The sequence below is a fragment of the Mycobacterium sp. E2733 genome (assembly GCF_001667585.1).
Classification (GTDB): domain Bacteria; phylum Actinomycetota; class Actinomycetes; order Mycobacteriales; family Mycobacteriaceae; genus Mycobacterium.
In genome coordinates this window covers 226,536-247,707 of record NZ_LZJZ01000012.1, presented here as the reverse complement: position 1 = coordinate 247,707, position 21,172 = coordinate 226,536, and the positions used below count along the sequence as shown (strand labels likewise).

Sequence of the window (21,172 nt, the reverse complement as noted above, 5' to 3'; positions counted from 1 at the left end):
ACCACTGAAACCTTAAACAGCCCTTGACCAGAGGAACGAGACAATGACTCAATCGCTTACGCGGGACGCGGCGGTGGCCCGTATGCACGAAATCCACGAGCGGATGGAAGCCCTCGCCGCAAAGCACCGCATCTCGAAGGCCGAGGGCGCGGAGTTGGACGAGATTGGCACCGAGTTCGACTCGTTGACCCGCCACGTGGAAACCCTGGACCGCCGTGATGCCATTGCCGGGGCAGCGCGCGGAGCGGGTGGCCAGCTGCGGGTGGAGCGCGGCTCCATCGAGCCTTACACGCCCACCATGGGCGGCACCTCGCAGCGGGGCAGCGCCATGCGGACCTTGGAGCGATCGGTCAAGACTGGTGGCCTGGATGAGCGCGCCGCCGAGGCCGTGGAGCGCCTGGTGGACGGCGGCAACGACTTGGAGCGCAGCTGGATGCAGCGCTGGGTGACCGACAGCGGCAGCCCGGAATACAAGGCGGCATTCCGGAAGCTATTGGCGCACGGCGAAGCCCGCGCGGGCCTGGAATTCACCGGCCCGGAACGCGTGGCATTCGAGCGGGTTTCGTGTTTGAAGCAGGAGCAGCGCGCCATGTCGTTAACGGACTCCGCTGGCGGGTTCCTGGTGCCGTTCGAGGTGGATTTCAACATCAACCTGGTCAACGCCGGTTCCATCAACCCGCTGTTGCAGTGGGCGCGGGTGGTGCGCTCGGTTTCCGACATCTGGCATGGCATCAACTCCAACGGGATCGTGTCGGAGTTCCTGGCTGAGGGTGCGGAGGCATCGGACGCGAGCCCCGCTCTGGCGGAGCCGCAGGTCGTCAACTACAAGGCATCCACATGGGTGCCGTTCTCCGTGGAAGTGGCGATGGACGCCACGGACCTGGTTTCCCATCTGGGCCAGCTGATTTCGGACAGCCAGCTGCAGCTGCTCAACGAGAACTGGACCAACGGCGGCGGTGTGGGCGGTCCCACCGGCATCGTCACCAAGCTGACTGGCTCGTCCAGCGTGGTCAACGCGGGCACGGAGGCAACGATTTCAGCCAGCGACATCTGGGCTCTTCAAAATAGCCTCGGCCCTAGGTGGCAGGCCAACGCCAAGTGGCTGGGCAACCTGGCCGCCATCAACGCCATCGCCGCGTTGGAGACCCCCAACGGCGCGATCCGGTTCCCGTCCATCCAGAACGACCCGCGCTCGCTGCTGGGTCGTCCGGTGGGTGAGGCCTCCAACATGGACGGCAGCCTGGCCGCCGGCAGCCACGCGATAATCTACGGCGCCTGGGACCAGTTCGTTATCTCCCAGCGCATCGGCACCAGCGTGGAACTGGTTCCCGTGGTGTTCGGTCCCAACCACCGGCCTACCGGCCAACGCGGGCTGTGGGCCTGGTCGCGTTTGGGTTCGGACTGCATCAACACCGCAGCGTTCCGGATGCTGGCGCTTTAGCAACGACTTCCGTGGGACGGGGATTTGTGGTGGGGTGCCCTCGGTGTGCACCGGAGCCTGCCCCGTTCCACGGAACTCCCACTTCCGTGGGCGGGTGACGGATGTGTTGCCGACGGGACAAACAGCACTCGGGCGTCGACACCAGGGCACCGCTGCCCGCCCACGGAACCCCTGAGACTCCCGTGATCGGGCGCATGGTGTGGCCAGTCGCTGGCTTCCCCGGTCATGGGACCCTAACTCGAACGCAGACCCCAGGGGGGCGGTCAAACAGGACGAGGACCGGGAGGCAAACCACGCCCGCCCCTGTGTGGGTAGCCCCCCCTCAGCTTTTCACCGAAGAATTTGTGCCCCGCGAAAGTCGCTTTTAGCAGGGATTTTCGCGTGTTTACGCTGGTCAGCTGTTTGTGGCGGCGGGTTTCGGGGACAGCGTGAAAACCGAAGGCGTTCGGTTTCACGCTGGAAAGCGGCAACGGGATCGGCGCAAACCGAATTTCCCCGCCAGATTTAGGTGGCCGGTTCCCAGCGCCAACCATCATTGTTAGTGCAAACGATCTTTTCGCCGTCAGCGGTCACGCCGGTTACGCCGTGGTCTCTGTTACGGCAAAATTGGCCGGGCCGATAGCAATTGCCGCCGTTGCTCACTGGCTGGCAGGTTGACGGCGAGAGCGGCGGCGCAGGAGCCGTCGGGGCGAAGAATGCTGCGGAAAGCGCGAGGGCGGCCAGTACGTTCACGCCGCATATTATTGCCTCGACGTTAACGCGGTGTCCCGGAAATGATCTTTTCGCTGCGGAAGTCGCTTTTCAGCGGGGGCTTCCGCTGGTCAGGCGGTGTCCTGCGGAAGCACGTTGTGCAGCAACGGATTCGGGTTTGACTGGTCCTAAAACCGAATGCGGGCGGTGGGCACTTAGTGGCCCATTGCTGGCATGCTTCGCTGCAACCGGAAGGGCTCTGGTCGGTCGCTCCCGCATTCAGAACGGCGGCTCGTCGTCTCCGAGCAATTGCCTTTCGCTCTTACGCCACTCCCGGAACTGTTGGAGCTCTGTCTGAAGTCGCTCGATGTCGAACTTCTTGTGGCATCGCTTACACATCGGCATATAGAACTCAGGAAACCGCGAATAGGGCACGATGCTTCTCAACTGCCAATCATGCCGAGTGTCATACAGTTCAGACTGATCCGTGCCGTCGTACGCCCATTCCTCAGCGGGGTCGCAACACCAGATGCATGGGTATTGCTGGACGCGGCCCCACAGCGCCCTGCACCGATGGTGCGCCCCGGTATAGGTGCATTCATCAAAGATGGTTCGGATGGGAACCATGTGGCCATGTACCCGTAGCTGCCGAAGGTGGGCTTCGCAGTATCCCTTCGATTTTGCTTTACCGGTGCAGCCGTCGAAGCTACATAACTCTGGCTGCTTCATTCGGGGCTGGAACGAAGGCATGACCGCGCCGGTGTCCCTCAGTTGCCGCGCATGGCCATTGCAGTAGCCATGTTTGTTTCCACGCGGACGGGTGCAGCCTTTGACGATGCAGGGCGTGTTCTGGCCCTTTGGTGCGCGCAGCAATTCAGGGACGAGCGGCAATCCTCTTTGTTTCCGTTTTTCGTGCGTTGAGCAGTAGCCGTCGGTGCCGTAGTTTGATGGCCGCTCGCAGCCGTCGATGTTGCACCGCTTCGGCCCCGTGAAGACTTGCGGACACGGGTCGCCCGTGACGCAGAGCGCCCTGTGAACAGTGGTCTGGCTGATACCGAGTTGGGCGGCGATCGCTTGCATGGTGAGCCCGGTCGCCCGCAGTGTGAAAACCGCTTGCTCGCGCTCCCGACGGGCCTCCTGCTGTTGCTTCAGTCGCGAGTGGAAAGGTGTCACTGTGCCGTTATCCCGCAGTTGGCGCGCATGGCCACGGCAGTAGCCGGTTTTGCTTCCGCGCGGGCGCTCGCAGCCCTCGACGATGCACGGCGGTGTAGGTCGGCGTTTGCGCAGCGGGCGTGGATCGCCCGTGACGGCCAGCGTGGACCGAACTGTCTCGACACTGACCCCGAGCTGTTGCGCGATCGTGTGCATGGTCAATCCACTCGATCGGAGCGCCAAGACAGCCTGCCGGCGCTCTTCCCGCACCGACGCGCGGACCGCCGGAGAAACGCGCGGCGGCGGACGGCCCCGCTGGGATCGCCCGGACTGGGGGGCATCTTGCATGCCAGACAGCATTTCAAACCGCATGCTGTGTAGTTGTGCATTTGGTTCCAACACCAGAATCAGGCGGAACTAGCAGGCATCCAGCAGTTCTTGAAGGGCGTCTGAGTATTCGCTCAGACCATCGTTGAAGTACACCAGATGCCATTCGCCGTTGGCGATCCCAGCAAGATCCCACATCCAACAGAAGAGACCATCTGTCGGGTTTTCCCGCGCCGAATCGAGCGCTTCCCGCGCTCCTGAGATGTCTCCCAAAATGTAGCGCGCGAGAGACAGGTTCAGATAGGCCATGGCCAAAAGCGGCTTCGAACTCGTCGTCTCGATGGCTGTTGCCAGGTAGCCAGCCGCCTCTTCCGGCTGTTCTGGGAGAATGCAGAAGCCAAGGTTGTTGGTGACCTCTCGGTCATCTGGCCGAATTTCGTACAGCATCTTGAAGATTGACACCGCCTCCGCGCGATCCCCGCGCTCAAGAGCTTCAACCGCCAGCGGCAAGAACTGGCCCACGTGTAACAGGCCTGCCGGCCCATCTCCGCCGGAGTCATCGTCGATGTCCGCGTCGTGTCCCTCAACGTGGCGCGCGCCCACCTCCGCGAGCAGCATGGCCAGCGCTTTGACGTCCACGGAGCGCTCACGCATGTTCGCTGGAGGGCATGGCGAAGCGCATTGGGAGTGGATATATCTCCACTCCCGCTGCAGTGAACGCCGGCTCCAGTCATCGAGATATGTCGCGGTGAAGCGTTCGACGAGCCAAACAGCGTCGAAATCCCTTGGGGGAAGGCCCTCTGCGTACAACCGTTCAAGCTCATCGACGGGCATCGTCAGCCGGTGTTCTATCAGGTCTTCGATATCAGCGAACAGAACCCAAGCCGTTAGATGGGGTCTGATTGTGTCCACGGCTCGTTCAAGGCCATCCTCCGCATCGGAAGCGCTCTCGTCGAAATCCGGTGCCACAGCACGGATTAAGTTTATCCAACCGAGTTCATCCGACCCTTTGGCAAGCACGTTGTGTATGTGCCACAAAACTGAGGTCGTGATGTGCCTGAACAGGCCTTGACGGGTGACGGCGACCGGGTCGATACCGCGAATTCTTAGCTCATCACAGATTTCATTGAAGCGTTCCATGCGCGGCGGATCATTCGGATCAACCGACATCCAAGCCAGCTGAAACTGCAAACCCTTGATCAACGAGGTCATACCCCACGAGTTGACGTCACGATCGCGGTCCGTCAGGTAGAACTGTCGCGCATCGAAGGCGACTCGTCCGGTAGCTGGAATGCGGCGCGGACGAGGGCGCCTAGGCCCCTGCATAGCCGCAAGGTCACTACCAAGAGTTAACGTGTCCGGTTCTACCGCATGGGACAAATCGTCGCTGAGAATGTCTTTGCATTCCTCGCCGCAGATGGGCGAACCGTCCGGCTGCAGTTGATAGAAGGGGCACGACGGGGTCAGTTCTGGGACGTCGCAAGCATCACTGAAGTCCGCTAGTGCACGATATAGAAGTTGCTCCTTCCTGATTTCCTGTTCCCGACCACTCATCTATACGCGTCCTTCCGCGGGACGATCGTGAGCACAACCAGCGGGTCGACGCAGTAGATGATTCGGTGGGTTCGCCCCAGCCGAAGAGAACGCTTTCCCTCAAGCCTGCCCTTCAACTTCTTGCCGAGCGCGGGTTCGGTCTGTAACCGCTCGATCAGCGCCTCGGCCTTCGCGAGCAAAACATCCGGAAGTTGCTCCAGATCTTTAGTCGCGCGCCTTGTTCGACGGGTCATCCGTTGAGCTCCGCCTCAGCTTCCTCGATCGCATCCATCGCCTCGTCGTCGCTCAGGATGTTGAGTGTCTCGACCAGCGACTCGTACTCCTCATAGGAGAGGATGACTGCGACGGGCTTGCCGTGGCGGGTAATGGTGTACTCCGTGGCTGTAGTCACAACTTCGTCGATGATGGCCTTGATGTTGTCCCGCACCTCGGTGAGGGCAATCGAAGCGGACTCGGCAGTACGGAGCTCGTTCGCGTTCATGTCAAGAACTGTACGCATCTCCGTACGTTTTTCAAGTTATTTCCTCCCAAAGTGTACGAAATCACGTACGTTTGCGAAGTTGTAACGCGGCTCGAACTGCCTGAAAGCCGGTGAACAGGGCGGACAGAACGAACAATTTCGACTCATAGCAGCGCCACCACGCTTGCGGCGGTGATGAGTGCCCAGGCCGCGCAGTCACGGATCGTGCCAGATATTGCTGCGGTCGCTGCCGGCGAGCACGGTACGTGCCCGGTTGTGGGTTGCCCAGGGCGAGGTCATCGTGGTCGCAGGCGCCCAGGGCCACCGCTGCGGCGACCTGGCGGGCGTCATCCCAGCACAGTCCGGCCAACGCACCCTCGGCGTGCAGCGGCCCGCACAAGTCCTGCAGGACCTCGGTGAAGGCGTGGGTGTCCAGCAGCTTGGCGGGCAGCTGGACGATCAGGTCCAAGGCAGCCGCCTCGCGGTCGGCGGGGTTGGCGGGAACTCGTATGTGGTGGTCATAGCGGTCGACAGTATGTCGGTGACAGCGAAACGCCAAGGCACGCAACAGAAGTGATATATATGTGGAGAACTGGGCATCTGTGTGGAACGCGACGTATGAAGACGCTGTCGTGGAAAGATCGGCACATGGGTAACCACCACGTCCACAACTGGCACCTTGTCGAGGTAGGCGAGATACCCGACGATCCAGACGCCACATTCAAGGTGGAGCGATGTTCATGGTGCGGTTAACGCCGCGAATACCGCGACTCCGGCCACTACGACCACGGCTGACGTCTGCTTTTGGGGTGGGCGGGCATTGCCCTGGACAGCAGAGCGGTGGACCAGCTGTTAGGTGCCCGTTATTTCACGCATCTGCACGGTTTTGTGTTTGCACTGGTCAAGCAGTGCCCCCGGCAGGATTCGAACCTGCGGCCTTCTGCTCCGGAGGCAGACGCTCTATCCCCTGAGCTACGGGGGCGCTACGACTTCGGTGTTGCGCCATTGGGCCCCGCCAGACTAGCGCATGACGGTAGCCGCTTTGCCACCGCAATGGATTCGGGGCGCGGGCACCGCAGCCAATAGGATGGACGCTCGTGACCCCCGCTGACCTCGCTGAGCTGCTCAAAACCACCGCGTCCGCGGTGCTGGCCGAGCGCGGGCTGGATGCTGCCGCATTGCCGGCGACGGTCACCGTGGAGCGCCCCCGCAATCCAGAGCACGGCGACTATGCCAGCAACCTGGCGCTCCAGCTGGGCAAGAAGGTCGGCGCCAACCCCCGTGAACTGGCCGGATGGCTGGCCGAGGCGCTGGCACAGGCCGACGGTGTCGCCTCGGCGGAAGTGGCCGGACCCGGCTTCATCAACCTGCGCCTCGAGGCATCGGCGCAGGCCAAGATCGTCAACGCCGTCATTGGGGCCGGCGACGCCTTCGGCCAGTCCGATGCGCTGGCCGGCCACAAGATCAACCTCGAGTTCGTCTCGGCCAACCCCACCGGACCCATCCACATCGGCGGCACCCGCTGGGCCGCCGTCGGCGACGCGCTGGGCCGGTTGCTGGCCACCCAGGGCGCCGACGTCCTGCGGGAGTACTACTTCAACGACCACGGCGCGCAGATCGACCGCTTCGCCAGCTCGCTGATCGCCGCCGCCAAGGGCGAACCAACCCCCGAGGACGGCTATGCCGGCGCCTACATCAACGACATCGCCGCGCAGGTGCTGCAGAAGGCGCCCGACGCGCTGAGCCAGCCGGACGCCGACATGCGCGAGACGTTCCGGGCAATCGGCGTCGACCTGATGTTCGCCCACATCAAAGAGTCGTTGCACGAGTTCGGGACCGACTTCGACGTCTACACCCACGAAGACTCGATGCACACCAGCGGCCGCGTCGACCAGGCCATCGCCCGGTTGCGCGAGACCGGCAACATCTACGAAAAAGACGGCGCAAGCTGGTTGCGCACCAGCGCTTTTGGTGACGACAAGGACCGCGTCGTGATCAAGAGCGACGGCAAGCCGGCCTACATCGCCGGTGACATCGCCTACTACCTGGACAAGCGGCAGCGCGGCTTCGACTTGTGCATCTACATGCTCGGCGCCGACCACCACGGATACATCGCCCGGCTCAAGGCCGTGGCCGCCGCGTTCGGTGACGACCCGGCGACCGTCGAGGTACTTATCGGGCAGATGGTGAACCTGGTCCGTGACGGTGCGCCGGTCCGGATGAGCAAGCGCGCCGGAACCGTGATCACGCTCGATGACCTGGTCGAGGCGATCGGCGTCGACGCGGCGCGCTACAGCCTGATCCGTTCCTCGGTCGACACCCCCATCGACATCGACTTGGCACTTTGGTCATCGGCCTCGAATGAAAACCCGGTCTACTACGTGCAATACGCGCATGCCCGCCTGTCGGCGCTGGCGCGCAACGCGGCCGAACTGGGTTTGGTCCCCGACACCGGCCACCTCGAGCTGCTCAGCCACGACAAAGAGGGGACCCTGCTGCGCAGCATCGGGGAATTCCCCCGTGTACTGAAAATGGCTGCGTCCCTGCGGGAACCGCATCGGGTGTGCCGTTACCTGGAAGACCTGGCCGGCGACTACCACCGGTTCTACGACTCGTGCCGGGTTCTGCCCCAGGGCGACGAACAGCCAACCGACCTGCATACCGCGCGCCTGGCGCTGTGTGAGGCCACCCGGCAGGTCATCGCCAATGGGCTGACGATCCTCGGCGTCACCGCTCCGGAGCGAATGTGAACGTGCACCCCGCCGGTCCCCGGCATGCCGAGGAGACCCGGCACCCGAATAGCCCGCCGCGACCGCAATCTCCCGACGAGCTGCTGCGCCTTGCCTCGAACGTGTGGCCGCGCAACATCGTTCGCGACGACGCGGGTGTGGCCAGCCTCGCCGGAATCCCGGTGACCCAGCTCGCCCGGGAGTACGGCACCCCGCTGTTCGTCATTGACGAGGACGACTTCCGTTCCCGGTGCCGCGAGCTGGCGACGGCGTTCGGTGGCGGGCGCAACGTGTGCTACGCGGCAAAGGCTTTCCTGTGCACCGAGATTGCGCGCTGGATCGATGAGGAAGGCCTCTCGCTCGACGTGTCCACCGGTGGCGAGCTCGCGGTCGCGCTGCACGCGAACTTCCCGCCGGAGCGGATCACCTTCCACGGCAACAACAAGTCCGTTGCGGAACTGACCTCGGCGGTCAAGGTTGGGGTCGCGCACGTCGTCCTGGACTCGATGACCGAAATCGAGCGCCTCGATGCCATCGCGGGGGAGGCCGGCGTCGTCCAGGATGTCTACGTCCGCCTCACGGTGGGCGTCGAGGCGCACACGCACGAGTTCATCTCCACCGCACACGAAGACCAGAAGTTCGGGCTGTCGGTGGCCAGCGGCGCGGCGATGGCCGCGGTGCGCCGGGTATTCGCCACCGATCACCTGCGACTGGTGGGGCTGCACAGCCACATCGGCTCACAGATCTTCGACGTCGACGGCTTCGAGGTCGCCGCGCACCGTGTCATCGGGCTGCTCCACCAAATCGTCGACGAATTCGGCGTCGACAAGACGGGGCAGGTCTCGACCGTGGACCTCGGTGGGGGGCTGGGGATTTCATACCTGGGAACCGACGACCCGCCTCCGGTGGCAGAACTGGCGGCCAAGCTGACGGCAATCGTCGGCAACGAATCGGCGGCCGTCGGGCTGCCCACCCCGAGGCTGGTGGTGGAGCCTGGGCGTGCCATCGCCGGGCCGGGCACCATCACGCTGTATGAGGTGGGCACCGTCAAAGACGTCGACGTGAGCAGCACGGCCGAGCGCCGTTATGTCAGCGTCGACGGCGGCATGAGCGACAACATCCGCACCGCGCTGTATGACGCGCAGTACGACGCCCGGCTCGTCTCGCGGGCCAGCGACGCACCGGCAACGCTTGCGCGGATCGTCGGAAAACACTGCGAAACCGGTGACATCGTCGTGCGCGACGTCTGGGTGCCCGACGACCTGCACCCCGGTGATCTGCTGGGGGTCGCCGCGACCGGCGCGTACTGCTATTCGCTGTCGAGCCGCTACAACCTGATCTGCAGGCCGGCGGTGGTGGCGGTTCGTGCGGGGCGGTCCCGCCTGATCCTGCGCCGCGAGACGGTTGACGATCTACTGAGTCTGGAAGTGAGGTGAACTGTGCCCCGTGACGAGAAGCCCGTCGGCGTAGCGGTACTCGGGTTCGGCAACGTCGGAAGCGAAGTCGTCCGGATCATCGAGGACAGCGCCGACGACCTCGCGGCTCGCGTCGGCGCGCCCTTGGTGTTGCGCGGCGTCGGAGTGCGGCGGGTCGCCGCGGACCGCGGCGTCCCGATCGAGTTGCTCACCGACAACGTCGAGGAACTCGTGTCCCGCGAAGACGTCGACATCGTCTTGGAGTTGATGGGGCCGGTCGAACCGGCCCGCAAGGCTATCCTGCGCGCGCTCGAGCACGGCAAATCCGTCGTCACGGCGAACAAGGCGCTGTTGGCCACCTCCACCGGGGAATTGGCGCAGGCCGCCGAAAACGCCCACGTCGACCTGTATTTCGAGGCGGCGGTCGCGGGCGCGATCCCGGTTATCCGCCCGCTCACTCAGTCGCTGGCGGGCGACACCGTGCTGCGGGTCGCCGGCATCGTCAACGGCACCACCAACTACATCCTGTCCGCGATGGACAGCACCGGTGCCGACTACGAGACCGCCCTGGCCGAGGCGAGCGCACTGGGCTACGCCGAGGCCGATCCCACGGCCGACGTCGAAGGCTACGACGCCGCGGCCAAGGCCGCGATCCTGGCATCGATCGCCTTTCACACCCGGGTGACCGCCGACGACGTCTATCGCGAGGGCATCACCAAGGTCACTCCGGCCGACTTCGCCTCCGCGCGGTCTTTGGGTTGCACCATCAAGCTGTTGTCCATCTGCGAGCGCATCACGGGCGACGATGGGCAGGAACGGGTCTCGGCCCGCGTCTATCCGGCGCTGGTGCCGCTGTCGCACCCGTTGGCCACGGTCAACGGGGCGTTCAACGCCGTCGTGGTCGAGGCCAAGGCGGCGGGCCGGCTGATGTTCTACGGCCAGGGCGCCGGTGGCGCGCCCACCGCATCCGCGGTCACCGGTGACCTGGTGATGGCCGCCCGCAACCGGGTGCTGGGCAGTCGCGGGCCGAAAGAATCCAAGTACGCCCAACTTCCCATCGCGCCAATGGGTTTCATCAATACCCGCTACTACGTCAGCATGAACGTCGCCGACAAGCCTGGTGTGTTGTCCACCGTGGCGGCCGAATTCGCCAAGCGAGAGGTGAGCATCGCCGAGGTCCGGCAGGAGGGCGTGTCCGACGAAGGCGGGCGACGGGTGGGAGCCCGTGTCGTGGTGGTCACCCACAGCGCCACCGACGCCGCCCTCTCCGAAACCGTCCATGCGCTGGCGGATTTGGATGTCGTGCAGGGCGTCACCAGCGTGCTGCGACTGGAAGAGACCGGCTCATGAGCGTCCCGCATACCGCCGTGCACCAACCGTGGCCGGGACTGATCGCGGCGTACCGTGACCGGCTGCCGGTGGGCGACGACTGGACCCCGGTCACCCTGCTCGAGGGTGGCACCCCGCTGATCGCGGCCACGCGCCTCTCGGAGAAGAGCGGTTGCACGGTCCACCTCAAGGTCGAGGGCCTCAACCCAACCGGTTCGTTCAAGGACCGGGGCATGACCATGGCGGTCACCGACGCACTGGCGCGCGGCCAGCAGGCCGTCTTGTGCGCATCGACCGGCAATACCTCGGCTTCCGCGGCGGCATACGCCGCGCGCGCCGGCATCACCTGCGCCGTGCTCATCCCGCAGGGCAAGATCGCGATGGGCAAGTTGGCGCAGGCGGTCATGCACGGCGCCAAGATCATCCAGATCGACGGCAACTTCGACGACTGCCTGGAACTGGCCCGCAAAATGGCCGCCGATTTCCCGACGATCGCGTTGGTCAACTCCGTCAACCCGGTCCGCATCGAGGGCCAGAAGACGGCGGCGTTCGAGATCGTCGACGCGCTGGGCACCGCACCGGACGTGCACGCCCTCCCGGTGGGCAACGCGGGCAACATCACCGCGTACTGGAAGGGCTACACCGAGTATCACCAGGACGGCGTTATCGACAAGCTCCCCCGCATGCTGGGCACCCAGGCGGCCGGCGCGGCACCGCTGGTGCACGGCGCCCCGGTCAACAACCCCGAGACGATCGCGACCGCGATCCGCATCGGTGCGCCCGCCTCGTGGGCGGCCGCGGTCAACGCGCAGCAGCAGTCCAACGGGCGCTTCTTGGCCGCCACTGATGAGGAGATCCTGGCCGCGTACCACCTGGTGGCCGAAAGTGAGGGCGTCTTCGTCGAGCCCGCGTCGGCGGCCAGCATCGCGGGTCTGCTCAAGGCTGTCGACGACGGTTGGGTGGCGCGCGGATCCACGGTGGTGTGCACGGTGACCGGCAACGGTCTCAAAGATCCCGACACGGCGCTGAGGGATATGCCGACCGTCTCCCCGCTGCCCGTTGACCCGGTGCTCGTGGTCGAGAAGCTGGGACTGGCCTAGTGGCGATCGCAGCAGAACTGAAAGCCTGTCCGTGACCCCGATGCTGCCCGCCGGGCTGGTGGCGAGCGCCGTGGTGTCGGCGTCCAGCGCCAACCTCGGTCCGGGTTTCGACAGCATCGGCCTGGCGTTGGGTCTGAGCGACGAGATCGTCGTGGAGACAACGGAATCCGGTCTGGTGGTGCTGGTGGAAGGGGAGAGCTCCGAACAGGTGCCGCGGGGCCCCGAACACCTGGTCGTGCGCGCCGTGGAATGCGGGCTGCGGGCCATGGGCGCCGGCGCCGGGGGCCTGGTGGTTCGCTGCCGCAACGCCATTCCGCACTCCCGCGGCCTCGGCTCGTCCGCGGCCGCCGTGGTCGGCGGCCTGGCTGCCGCCAACGGCCTTGTGACGCAGACGGATTCAAAACCACTCGGTCATGACCGGCTGATTCAGCTGTCCTCGGAGTTCGAGGGTCACCCCGACAACGCCGCGGCGGCCGTGCTGGGTGGTGCGGTGGTTTCCTGGATTGATCGCTCCGGTGATCGTCCCCGGTATTCGGCGGTGTCCGTGCGCCTTCACCCCGACATCCGTCTGTTCTGCGCAATACCCCAAGAGCGCTCGTTGACCGCGGAGACCCGGGTGCTACTGCCCGCCCAGGTGAGCCACGAGGACGCCCGATTCAACGTCAGCCGCGCCGCCCTGCTGGTGGTGGCGCTGAGCGAACGCCCGGACATGCTCATGCCGGCCACCGAGGATGTGCTCCACCAACCGCAGCGTGCTCCGGCGATGCCGGCCTCCGCGGAATATTTGCGACTGTTGCGGCGTCATAACGTCGCAGCGACACTTTCGGGGGCCGGTCCGGCACTGATTGCGCTGAGCACAGCGCCGGAGTTGCCCGCGGAAGTGGTGGAGTACGGGACCGCGAACGGATTTGCCCTCACTGAGATGACCGCCGGCGAAGGAGTTCGCTGGAGCCCGGGAGTCACAGTCCCCGGTTGATTCACAGCGTGGCCGGAGGGTTTGCTTGCTTCCAGGCAGGATGCGGGCTATCCTCGGACCCGTCCAGCAATCGCAGCATCTGCATCTGCATACATACTGCCTTGCCGCTAGGACAACACCAATTCTTCTCGTGGACGAGGTTCGCCGCTTACTCCGCCGATTAAGGCGATCACCGTTGCAGAGTCGATATTTGGGCGCACTCGGCGATTTGGCTGAATGCAACGAACCCCCCGGATGACGTGATCAGCGGGGGAAGAAAGGAAATCCGTGACTGATACGGACCTATTCACGGCTGACGCGAGCACCGAGAGCAATGAGGTGCCGAGCGCTGTGACCCCAGACACACCCGATGTCAAAACCAAAGCCTCGGTTGGCTCTCTGTCGACCATGGTGCTTCCCGAACTGCGCGCGCTGGCTAACGAGGTCGGCGTCAAGGGGACGTCGGGCATGCGCAAGAACGAACTCATCGCCGCCATCAAGGAAATCCGGGGACAGTCCAACGGGACTTCCGCCCCTGCCACCTCCGAGGACGGCGCGACGTCGGAAGCCGCCAGTGCTGAAGCACCCGCCGGCGAGGACCACCCGAACGGTTCGACAACCGAGGCGCCCCGCCGCGAACGGCGCAGCGCCTCCCGCGAGGCGGGATCGGCCCGCACCGGCGACGAAGCCGAAGACGAGCGCTCACGCAGCCGCGAGGGCAATGCGACCGGCGAGGCCCACACCCGCCAGGGCGGCAAGCGCGACAACCAGAGCGACGAGCGCGGCCAAGACTCCGGCAGCGAGCAGGGCGGTGATCAGCAGGGCTCTGGCGGCCAGCAGTCTCGCGGCGGCTCGAACCAGCAGGACGACGACGGCGAGGGCCGCGGAGGCAGGCGTGGTCGCCGCTTCCGCGATCGCAGGCGGCGCGGTGAGCGGTCCGGCGAGGGCGGCGACACCGAACTTCGTGAAGACGACGTCGTGCAGCCGGTCGCCGGAATCCTTGACGTTCTCGACAATTACGCGTTCGTGCGCACCTCCGGCTACCTGGCCGGTCCGCACGACGTCTACGTGTCCATGAACATGGTGCGCAAGAACGGCCTGCGCCGCGGCGACGCGGTGACCGGCGCGGTTCGCGTGCCGAAGGACGGCGAACAGCCCAACCAGCGCCAGAAGTTCAACCCGCTGGTGCGCCTGGACAGTGTCAACGGCGGTCCGGTCGAGGACGCGAAAAAGCGGCCCGATTTTTCCAAGCTGACGCCGCTCTACCCGAACCAGCGGCTTCGCCTGGAAACCACCCCCGATCGGCTCACCACCCGGGTCATCGACCTGATCATGCCGATCGGTAAGGGCCAGCGCGCCCTGATCGTGTCGCCGCCGAAGGCCGGTAAGACGACCATCCTGCAGGACATCGCCAACGCGATCACCAGGAACAACCCGGAATGCCACCTCATGGTCGTGCTCGTCGACGAGCGGCCTGAGGAGGTCACCGACATGACGCGTTCGGTCAAGGGTGAGGTCATCGCGTCGACCTTCGACCGGCCGCCGTCGGACCACACCTCCGTCGCCGAATTGGCCATCGAGCGCGCCAAGCGGCTCGTCGAGCAGGGCAAAGATGTCGTCGTGCTGCTCGACTCGATCACCCGCCTGGGCCGCGCCTACAACAACGCGTCGCCCGCGTCGGGCCGGATCCTGTCCGGTGGTGTCGACTCCACCGCGCTGTACCCGCCGAAGCGCTTCCTGGGTGCCGCACGAAACATCGAGGAAGGCGGGTCGCTGACGATCATCGCCACCGCGATGGTCGAGACCGGATCCACCGGCGACACCGTCATCTTCGAGGAGTTCAAGGGCACCGGTAATGCCGAACTCAAGCTGGACCGCAAGATCTCGGAACGGCGGGTCTTCCCCGCGGTCGACGTGAACCCCTCGGGTACCCGCAAGGACGAGCTGCTGCTGTCGCCGGACGAGTTCGCGATCGTGCACAAGTTGCGCCGCGTGCTGTCGGGTCTGGACTCTCATCAGGCCATCGACCTGCTGATGTCCCAGCTGCGCAAGACGAAGAACAACTATGAGTTCCTGGTGCAGGTCTCCAAGACCACACCGGGATCGATGGACAACGACTAGCCGACGACTAGCCGCGCCCGGCTGGTCGGTCACGGCACATAAACCACGCATAGGACACGCCGGCAGACCCCGCCGTGGTTTATGTTTCGCGACAACCCAAGCGCTGGGAATGCCGCCGGGCACCCCGTTGTTTTGGGGGGATAGCGGTTGACCTGGCATAATCGGTGCTCGACAAGATCGAAGAGGACAGCATGAAATCTGACATTCACCCCGCCTACGGGGAGACCACCGTGCACTGCGGCTGTGGGAACACCTTCCAGACCCGCAGCACCAAGCCCGGCGGCAACATTGTCGTCGAGGTGTGCTCGCAGTGCCATCCCTTCTACACCGGCAAGCAGAAGATTCTTGACAGCGGAGGCCGGGTGGCCCGCTTCGAGAAGCGTTACGGCAAGCGCAAAGGTGCCGCGGCGGACAGCACCGACAAATAGCTGCGTTGCCGACGCCCGAACTGTGCGAGAGCACAGGCCGGGCGTCGGTTTGCGTTTACGGCAATGGCAACCGCGGGGCGAAACGGGCAGGAGGTGACAGGTGACGCAGCCGGTGCAGACGATTGACGTGCTGCTGGCCGAACACGCCGAGCTCGAGCAACGGCTGGCGGATCCCGACCTGCACAGCAATCCCGCCGAGGCGCGCAAAGCCGGCCGTCGCTTCGCCCGATTGGCGCCGATCGTTGCCACGTATCGCAAGTTGGAGTCGGCGCGCGGCGACCTGGAGACGGCGCGCGAGTTGGCCGCCGACGACGAGTCGTTCGCCGATGAGGTGACCGAACTCGAATCCCGGGTCACCGAATTGGACACCCAACTGACCGACATGCTGGCCCCGCGCGACCCGCACGACGCCGACGACATCGTGCTCGAGGTCAAATCCGGCGAGGGCGGCGAGGAATCGGCGTTGTTCGCGGCGGATCTCGCCAGAATGTACATCCGCTATGCCGAGCGGCACGGCTGGAATGTGACCGTACTGGACGAAACCACGTCGGACCTCGGTGGCTACAAGGACGCGACGCTCAGTATCGCCAGCAAGGGCGACTCGGCCGACGGGGTGTGGTCCCGGATGAAGTTCGAGGGCGGGGTGCACCGGGTGCAGCGCGTCCCGGTGACGGAATCCCAAGGCCGCGTACACACTTCGGCGGCGGGCGTACTGGTTTATCCCGAACCCGAGGAAGTGGGCGAGGTGCAGATCGACGAGTCGGATCTGCGCATCGACGTGTACCGCTCGTCCGGCAAGGGCGGGCAGGGAGTAAACACCACCGACTCCGCGGTGCGGATCACGCACCTGCCGACCGGCATCGTGGTCACGTGCCAGAACGAACGCTCGCAGCTGCAGAACAAGACACGTGCGCTGCAGGTGCTGGCCGCTCGCCTGCAGGCTTTGGCCGAAGAACAGGCCCTGGCCAACGCGTCGGCCGACCGGGCCAGCCAGATCCGGACCGTCGACCGCAGCGAACGCATTCGCACCTACAACTTCCCGGAGAACCGGATCACCGACCACCGAATCGGTTACAAGGCACACAATCTCGATCAAGTACTCGATGGCGACCTGGACGCGATGTTCGACGCGTTGAGCGCCGCCGACAAACAGTCCCGGTTGCAACAGGCATGAGTGTCTTGCGGCGCGCGATCGATTCCGCTACGGCGACGCTCGCCGAAGCGGGGATCGACTCCGCCCGCTGGGATGCCGAGGAGCTGGCCGCGCACTTGACGGGCACCGAGCGCGGTCGACTGGCCTTGCTCGAGTCGCCCGGCGACGACTTCCTCGGCCGTTACCGCGACGTCGTCGCCGCGCGCTCCCGGCGGGTGCCCCTGCAGCATCTCACCGGCGCGGCCGCGTTCGGACCCCTGATGCTGCACGTCGGGCCCGGCGTCTTTATCCCGCGCCCCGAAACCGAAGCCCTGTTGGCGTGGGCGACCGAACAGCGCCTCCCCGAGCGGCCCGTCGTTGTCGATCTGTGCACCGGTTCAGGCGCATTGGCGGTGGCACTGGCAAAGCACCACCCCGTGGCGCGCATCATCGGCATCGATGACTCCGAAACGGCCCTCGAGTACGCGCTCCGCAACGCGGCGGGGACCCCGGTCGAATTGCTGCAGGCCGACGTCACGGGCCCCGGCCTGCCGTCCGAACTCGACGGCGGTGTCGACTTGGTGGTGGCCAATCCGCCCTATGTTCCCGATGCCGCGGCAGTGGAACCCGAAGTCGCCCAACACGACCCACACCACGCGGTGTTCGGCGGGCCGGACGGGATGGCGGTGATCGCCCCTATCGTCCGCCTGGCCGGACGCTGGCTTCGCCCGGGCGGCATGTTCGCGGTCGAACACGACGACACCACTTCCGCGCAGACCATCGAATTGGTCTGTGAGACAGATTGTTTCGATGAGGTCACGGCCCACTACGACCTGGCCGGCCGGCCGAGGTTCGTCACCGCCCGCAGAAACGAGCGGCGCGGATGACTGGCATCGTGACGATGCAGAGCGCAGCGATGAGGTGGGGGCACCTCCCGCGTGCGGGGGAGAGCGGCGCGGATGACTGAAGTCTTCGACTGCGCCGATCCCGGTGAGCGTTCGCGCGGAATTGCCTCGGCGGCAGGGGCGCTCAAGGGTGGCCGACTCGTCGTCATGCCGACCGACACGGTTTACGGCATCGGCGCCGACGCCTTCAACAGCGCCGCGGTCGCCGCCCTGCTGTCGGCGAAGGGCCGGGGCCGGGACATGCCGGTCGGCGTGCTGGTCGGCTCGTGGCACACCATCGAGGGCCTGGTCTACACCATGCCGGGCGGGGCCCGCGACCTGATCCGCGCTTTCTGGCCGGGCGCACTGAGCCTGGTGGTGACGCAGGCGCCGTCACTGCAATGGGATCTCGGCGACGCCCACGGCACTGTGATGCTGCGGATGCCGCTGCACCCGGTCGCCATCGAGCTCTTGCGTGAAGTGGGACCGATGGCGGTGTCCAGCGCGAACGTGTCCGGCCGTCCGCCTGCGGTGGATGCCGACGAGGCCCGAAATCAACTCGGCGATCTCGTCGACGTCTATCTGGACGCGGGAACGGCCGAGCAGCAGGCCGCCTCGACGATCGTCGACCTCACCGGCCCCGCCCCGCGGATCCTGCGGCCCGGCCCGGTGAGCGCCGAACGGATCGCCGAAGTGCTCGGAGTCGATCCGGAAAGCCTGACCGCCCAGGCCTGACCCGAGCGGTTCTCGGGTTGCCAGGTTGGTGCAGTACGGTCTCGACGTGTCCAGCGACGTAACCAACCTTGCCAGTGGTTTGCTCGCCCTGGGCGATCGCGGCACCGGTGTCCCGCTGCGGGAGCTTGCCCTCGTTGGATTGACCGCGGCGATCATCACCTACTTCGCGACCGGTCCCGTGCGCGTGCTCGCCACGCGGCTGGGCGCGGTCGCCTATCCGCGGGAACGCGACGTGCACGTGACCCCGACCCCGCGCATGGGCGGGCTGGCGATGTTCCTCGGCGTCCTTTCGGCCGTCTTTCTGGCATCCCAGCTTCCGGCCCTCACACGCGGGTTCGTCTATTCGACGGGTATGCCGGCGGTCCTGGTGGCCGGCGCGGTGATCATGGGCATCGGCCTCATCGACGACCGTTGGGGCCTCGACGCCCTGACGAAGTTCGCCGGCCAGATCACTGCGGCCAGCGTGCTGGTCACCATGGGCGTGGCGTGGAGCGTCCTCTACATCCCGATCGGCGGTGTCGGCACCATCGTGCTGGACCAAGCCTCGTCGATCCTGCTGACGCTGGCGCTTACGGTGTCAATCGTCAACGCGATGAACTTCGTCGATGGACTCGACGGACTGGCCGCCGGGCTCGGACTCATCACCGCGCTGGCGATCTGCATGTTCTCGGTCGGCCTGCTGCGCGACCACGGCGGCGATGTCCTCTTCTATCCGCCCGCCGTGATTTCCGTGGTGCTCGCGGGGGCCTGTCTGGGCTTCCTGCCGCACAACTTCCACCGCGCCAAGATCTTCATGGGTGATTCCGGCTCAATGCTGATCGGCTTGATGCTTGCCGCGGCCTCCACGACCGCCGCCGGTCCCGTCTCGCAGAATGCCTACGGTGCGCGCGACGTGTTCGCGCTGCTGTCGCCGTTCCTGCTGGTGGTCGCGGTCATGTTCGTGCCGATGCTCGATTTGCTGCTGGCGATCGTGCGCCGCACCCGCGCGGGCCGCAGCGCGTTCAGCCCCGACAAGATGCACCTGCACCACCGGTTGCTGCAGATCGGTCATTCCCATCGCCGGGTGGTGTTGTTGATCTACCTCTGGGTCGGCATCGTCGCCTTCGGCGCCGCCAGCACGATTTTCTTCAATCCCCGCGATACCGCCGCGGTGATGCTGGGCGCCATCGTGGTCGCCGGCATCGCGACGGCGATCCCCCTCGTGCGCCGGCGAGACGAGTACGAAGGCGAGGACTACGACAGCTAGTAGTAGTGACGTCGGCAATATGGTACGGTGCAGGTAGAAGCCCAAAAAGCCGCACACAATGCCGGTCCATCGGACACAGATCCGGTTGGGTCGGCCCGTGACTCACGTCGGGACATACCCCTTGGGTGATTCCACTGTGACGTGCGATACGCTCGGCGGGCCACCGATCAGTCGGTCGGGGGACTCCCGCTCCACAACTTAGGATTGAGGTGCTGCAGTGACGACACCAGCGCAGGACGCGCCGTTGGTGTTTCCATCTGTTGCGTTCCGCCCGGTCCGCCTGTTCGTACTCAGCATTGCGGTGACTGTGGTGGCGGTTGTCGCCGCCGGCTTGGCCGGTCACCCGATGGTCGGGGTGTTCTTCGGCGTCGGGTTGCTGCTCGGTTTGCTCAACGCCCTTCTGGTGCGTCGTTCGGTCGCGTCGATCACCGCGAAAGAGCACCCGCTGAAAAGCACCATGGCGCTGAATTCGGCCGCCCGGCTGGCCATCATCACGATCATCGGGCTGATCATCGCCTACATTTTCCGGCCCGCCGGCCTGGGCGTCGTGTTCGGGCTGGCGCTTTTCCAGGTCTTGTTGGTGGCATCGACGGCGCTTCCCGTGTGGAAGAAGCTGCGTGCCGGTGACTGGGCGGAGGCCCATCCCTCGGGCGGTTCCGGAGGCGGCACGATCGCGGGATCGGAAGGAACTGAAGGAAGAGGCAGCAACGATGACTGAGACGACGTTCCTGGCCGCCGCGATCGAGGTTGGCGAGCACAACCAGGCCAAATGGCTTGGACTGACCGTCAACACCGACACGATCCTGTCGACCGGGATCGCCGCGGTGATCGTGCTGGCCCTTGCCTTCTTCCTGCGGGCGAAGATCACCTCCACCGGGGTACCCAGCGGCGTTCAGTTGTTCTGGGAGGCGATCACGGTCCAGATGCGCGACCAGATCGAAAGTGCGGTCGGGATGCGGATCGCGCCGTTCGTGTTGCCGCTTGCCGTCACCATCTTCGTGTTCATCCTCATCTCCAACTGGCTGTCGGTGCTTCCGCTGCAGTACACCGACAAGTCCGGGCACACCACCGAACTGCTGAAGTCGGCAGCCGCGGACATCAACTACGTTCTGGCGCTGGCCCTCTTCGTGTTCGTCTGCTATCACGTGGCGGGCATCTGGCGCCGCGGCATCGTCGGCCACCCGCTCGCCGTGCTCAAGGGCCACGTGGCGTTCCTGGCCCCGATCAACCTCGTCGAAGAGCTCGCCAAGCCGATATCGTTGTCGCTCCGACTTTTCGGCAACATCTTCGCCGGCGGCATCCTGGTCGCGCTGATCGCGCTCTTCCCGCCGTACATCATGTGGGCGCCGAACGCTATCTGGAAGGCCTTCGACCTATTCGTCGGGGCGATCCAGGCATTCATCTTCTCGATCTTGACCATCCTCTACTTCAGTCAAGCCATGGAGATCGAGGAACACCACGACTAAGACCATGA

19 protein-coding genes and 1 tRNA gene are annotated in these 21,172 nt (G+C 65.2%); 14 read left to right on the top strand and 6 right to left on the bottom strand.

What is annotated here, in order from left to right:
• Positions 1-43 precede the first annotated feature (43 nt).
• Positions 44-1,441: a phage major capsid protein gene (locus A5678_RS01670; RefSeq protein WP_082945329.1), complete on the top strand. Its 1,398-nt coding sequence runs from the start codon at positions 44-46 to the stop codon at positions 1,439-1,441.
• Positions 1,442-2,410: 969 nt separating this feature from the next.
• Here the strand turns inward: A5678_RS01670 and A5678_RS26255 are convergent.
• The 6 genes from A5678_RS26255 to A5678_RS01640 all read right to left on the bottom strand — a co-directional run bounded on the left by A5678_RS26255 (position 2,411) and on the right by A5678_RS01640 (position 6,606).
• A complete protein-coding gene (locus A5678_RS26255; RefSeq protein WP_231983546.1) occupies positions 2,411-3,499 on the bottom strand; it encodes a LuxR C-terminal-related transcriptional regulator in 1,089 nt (362 codons plus the stop codon).
• 201 nt (positions 3,500-3,700) lie between these two features.
• Positions 3,701-5,164 carry a tetratricopeptide repeat protein gene (locus A5678_RS01660; RefSeq protein ID WP_156746716.1) on the bottom strand — a complete coding sequence of 488 codons (1,464 nt, stop codon included), beginning with the start codon at positions 5,162-5,164 and terminating at the stop codon, positions 3,701-3,703.
• Positions 5,161-5,397, bottom strand: coding sequence for a type II toxin-antitoxin system RelE/ParE family toxin (locus tag A5678_RS01655; RefSeq protein ID WP_068037408.1), 237 nt, complete (start codon positions 5,395-5,397; stop codon positions 5,161-5,163). The genes A5678_RS01660 and A5678_RS01655 overlap by 4 nt, the downstream gene beginning before the upstream one ends.
• Positions 5,394-5,645, bottom strand: a complete 252-nt coding sequence (locus A5678_RS01650; RefSeq protein WP_068037406.1) for a type II toxin-antitoxin system Phd/YefM family antitoxin — start codon at positions 5,643-5,645, stop codon at positions 5,394-5,396. The genes A5678_RS01655 and A5678_RS01650 overlap by 4 nt, the downstream gene beginning before the upstream one ends.
• Before the next feature lie 61 nt (positions 5,646-5,706).
• The gene (locus tag A5678_RS26925; RefSeq protein WP_156746715.1) at positions 5,707-6,093 is read right to left on the bottom strand and encodes a hypothetical protein; all 387 of its coding nucleotides are present in this window, start codon (positions 6,091-6,093) and stop codon (positions 5,707-5,709) included.
• A 440-nt stretch (positions 6,094-6,533) separates the two neighbouring features.
• Positions 6,534-6,606: transfer RNA gene (locus A5678_RS01640), tRNA-Arg, on the bottom strand.
• 115 nt (positions 6,607-6,721) lie between these two features.
• Here A5678_RS01640 and argS point away from each other — a divergent pair.
• The 13 genes from argS to atpB all read left to right on the top strand — a co-directional run bounded on the left by argS (position 6,722) and on the right by atpB (position 21,164).
• A complete protein-coding gene (argS, locus tag A5678_RS01635; protein WP_068037397.1) occupies positions 6,722-8,374 on the top strand; it encodes an arginine--tRNA ligase in 1,653 nt (550 codons plus the stop codon).
• Complete coding sequence (lysA, locus tag A5678_RS01630; protein WP_068037392.1) at positions 8,371-9,789, top strand: diaminopimelate decarboxylase; 1,419 nt, start codon at positions 8,371-8,373, stop codon at positions 9,787-9,789. The genes argS and lysA overlap by 4 nt, the downstream gene beginning before the upstream one ends.
• Positions 9,790-9,792: 3 nt before the next feature.
• On the top strand, positions 9,793-11,118 hold the full coding sequence (locus A5678_RS01625) for a homoserine dehydrogenase (protein WP_068037389.1): 1,326 nt from the start codon (positions 9,793-9,795) through the stop codon (positions 11,116-11,118).
• Positions 11,115-12,197 (top strand): threonine synthase, encoded by a 1,083-nt coding sequence (gene thrC, locus A5678_RS01620; RefSeq protein ID WP_068037387.1) that lies wholly within the window; start codon positions 11,115-11,117, stop codon positions 12,195-12,197. The genes A5678_RS01625 and thrC overlap by 4 nt, the downstream gene beginning before the upstream one ends.
• Positions 12,198-12,237: 40 nt before the next feature.
• Complete coding sequence (gene thrB / locus A5678_RS01615; RefSeq protein WP_068037384.1) at positions 12,238-13,173, top strand: homoserine kinase; 936 nt, start codon at positions 12,238-12,240, stop codon at positions 13,171-13,173.
• Between the two features lie 267 nt (positions 13,174-13,440).
• Complete coding sequence (rho, locus tag A5678_RS01610; protein ID WP_068037381.1) at positions 13,441-15,273, top strand: transcription termination factor Rho; 1,833 nt, start codon at positions 13,441-13,443, stop codon at positions 15,271-15,273.
• Positions 15,274-15,464: 191 nt separating this feature from the next.
• On the top strand, positions 15,465-15,701 hold the full coding sequence (rpmE, locus tag A5678_RS01605) for a 50S ribosomal protein L31 (protein WP_068037558.1): 237 nt from the start codon (positions 15,465-15,467) through the stop codon (positions 15,699-15,701).
• 100 nt (positions 15,702-15,801) lie between these two features.
• Complete coding sequence (prfA, locus tag A5678_RS01600; protein ID WP_068037371.1) at positions 15,802-16,875, top strand: peptide chain release factor 1; 1,074 nt, start codon at positions 15,802-15,804, stop codon at positions 16,873-16,875.
• Complete coding sequence (prmC, locus tag A5678_RS01595; protein ID WP_068037368.1) at positions 16,872-17,720, top strand: peptide chain release factor N(5)-glutamine methyltransferase; 849 nt, start codon at positions 16,872-16,874, stop codon at positions 17,718-17,720. Before prfA ends, prmC begins: the two co-directional genes overlap by 4 nt.
• 72 nt (positions 17,721-17,792) lie before the next feature.
• Positions 17,793-18,452, top strand: coding sequence for an L-threonylcarbamoyladenylate synthase (locus tag A5678_RS01590; RefSeq protein WP_068037365.1), 660 nt, complete (start codon positions 17,793-17,795; stop codon positions 18,450-18,452).
• 28 nt (positions 18,453-18,480) lie between these two features.
• Positions 18,481-19,698, top strand: a complete 1,218-nt coding sequence (locus A5678_RS01585; RefSeq protein WP_156746723.1) for a glycosyltransferase family 4 protein — start codon at positions 18,481-18,483, stop codon at positions 19,696-19,698.
• A 217-nt stretch (positions 19,699-19,915) separates the two neighbouring features.
• Entirely contained in the window at positions 19,916-20,416 is a 501-nt protein-coding gene (locus tag A5678_RS01580) for an ATP synthase subunit I (protein WP_068037362.1), read from the top strand.
• Positions 20,409-21,164: a F0F1 ATP synthase subunit A gene (gene atpB / locus A5678_RS01575; protein WP_068037360.1), complete on the top strand. Its 756-nt coding sequence runs from the start codon at positions 20,409-20,411 to the stop codon at positions 21,162-21,164. Before A5678_RS01580 ends, atpB begins: the two co-directional genes overlap by 8 nt.
• Positions 21,165-21,172 lie beyond the last annotated feature (8 nt).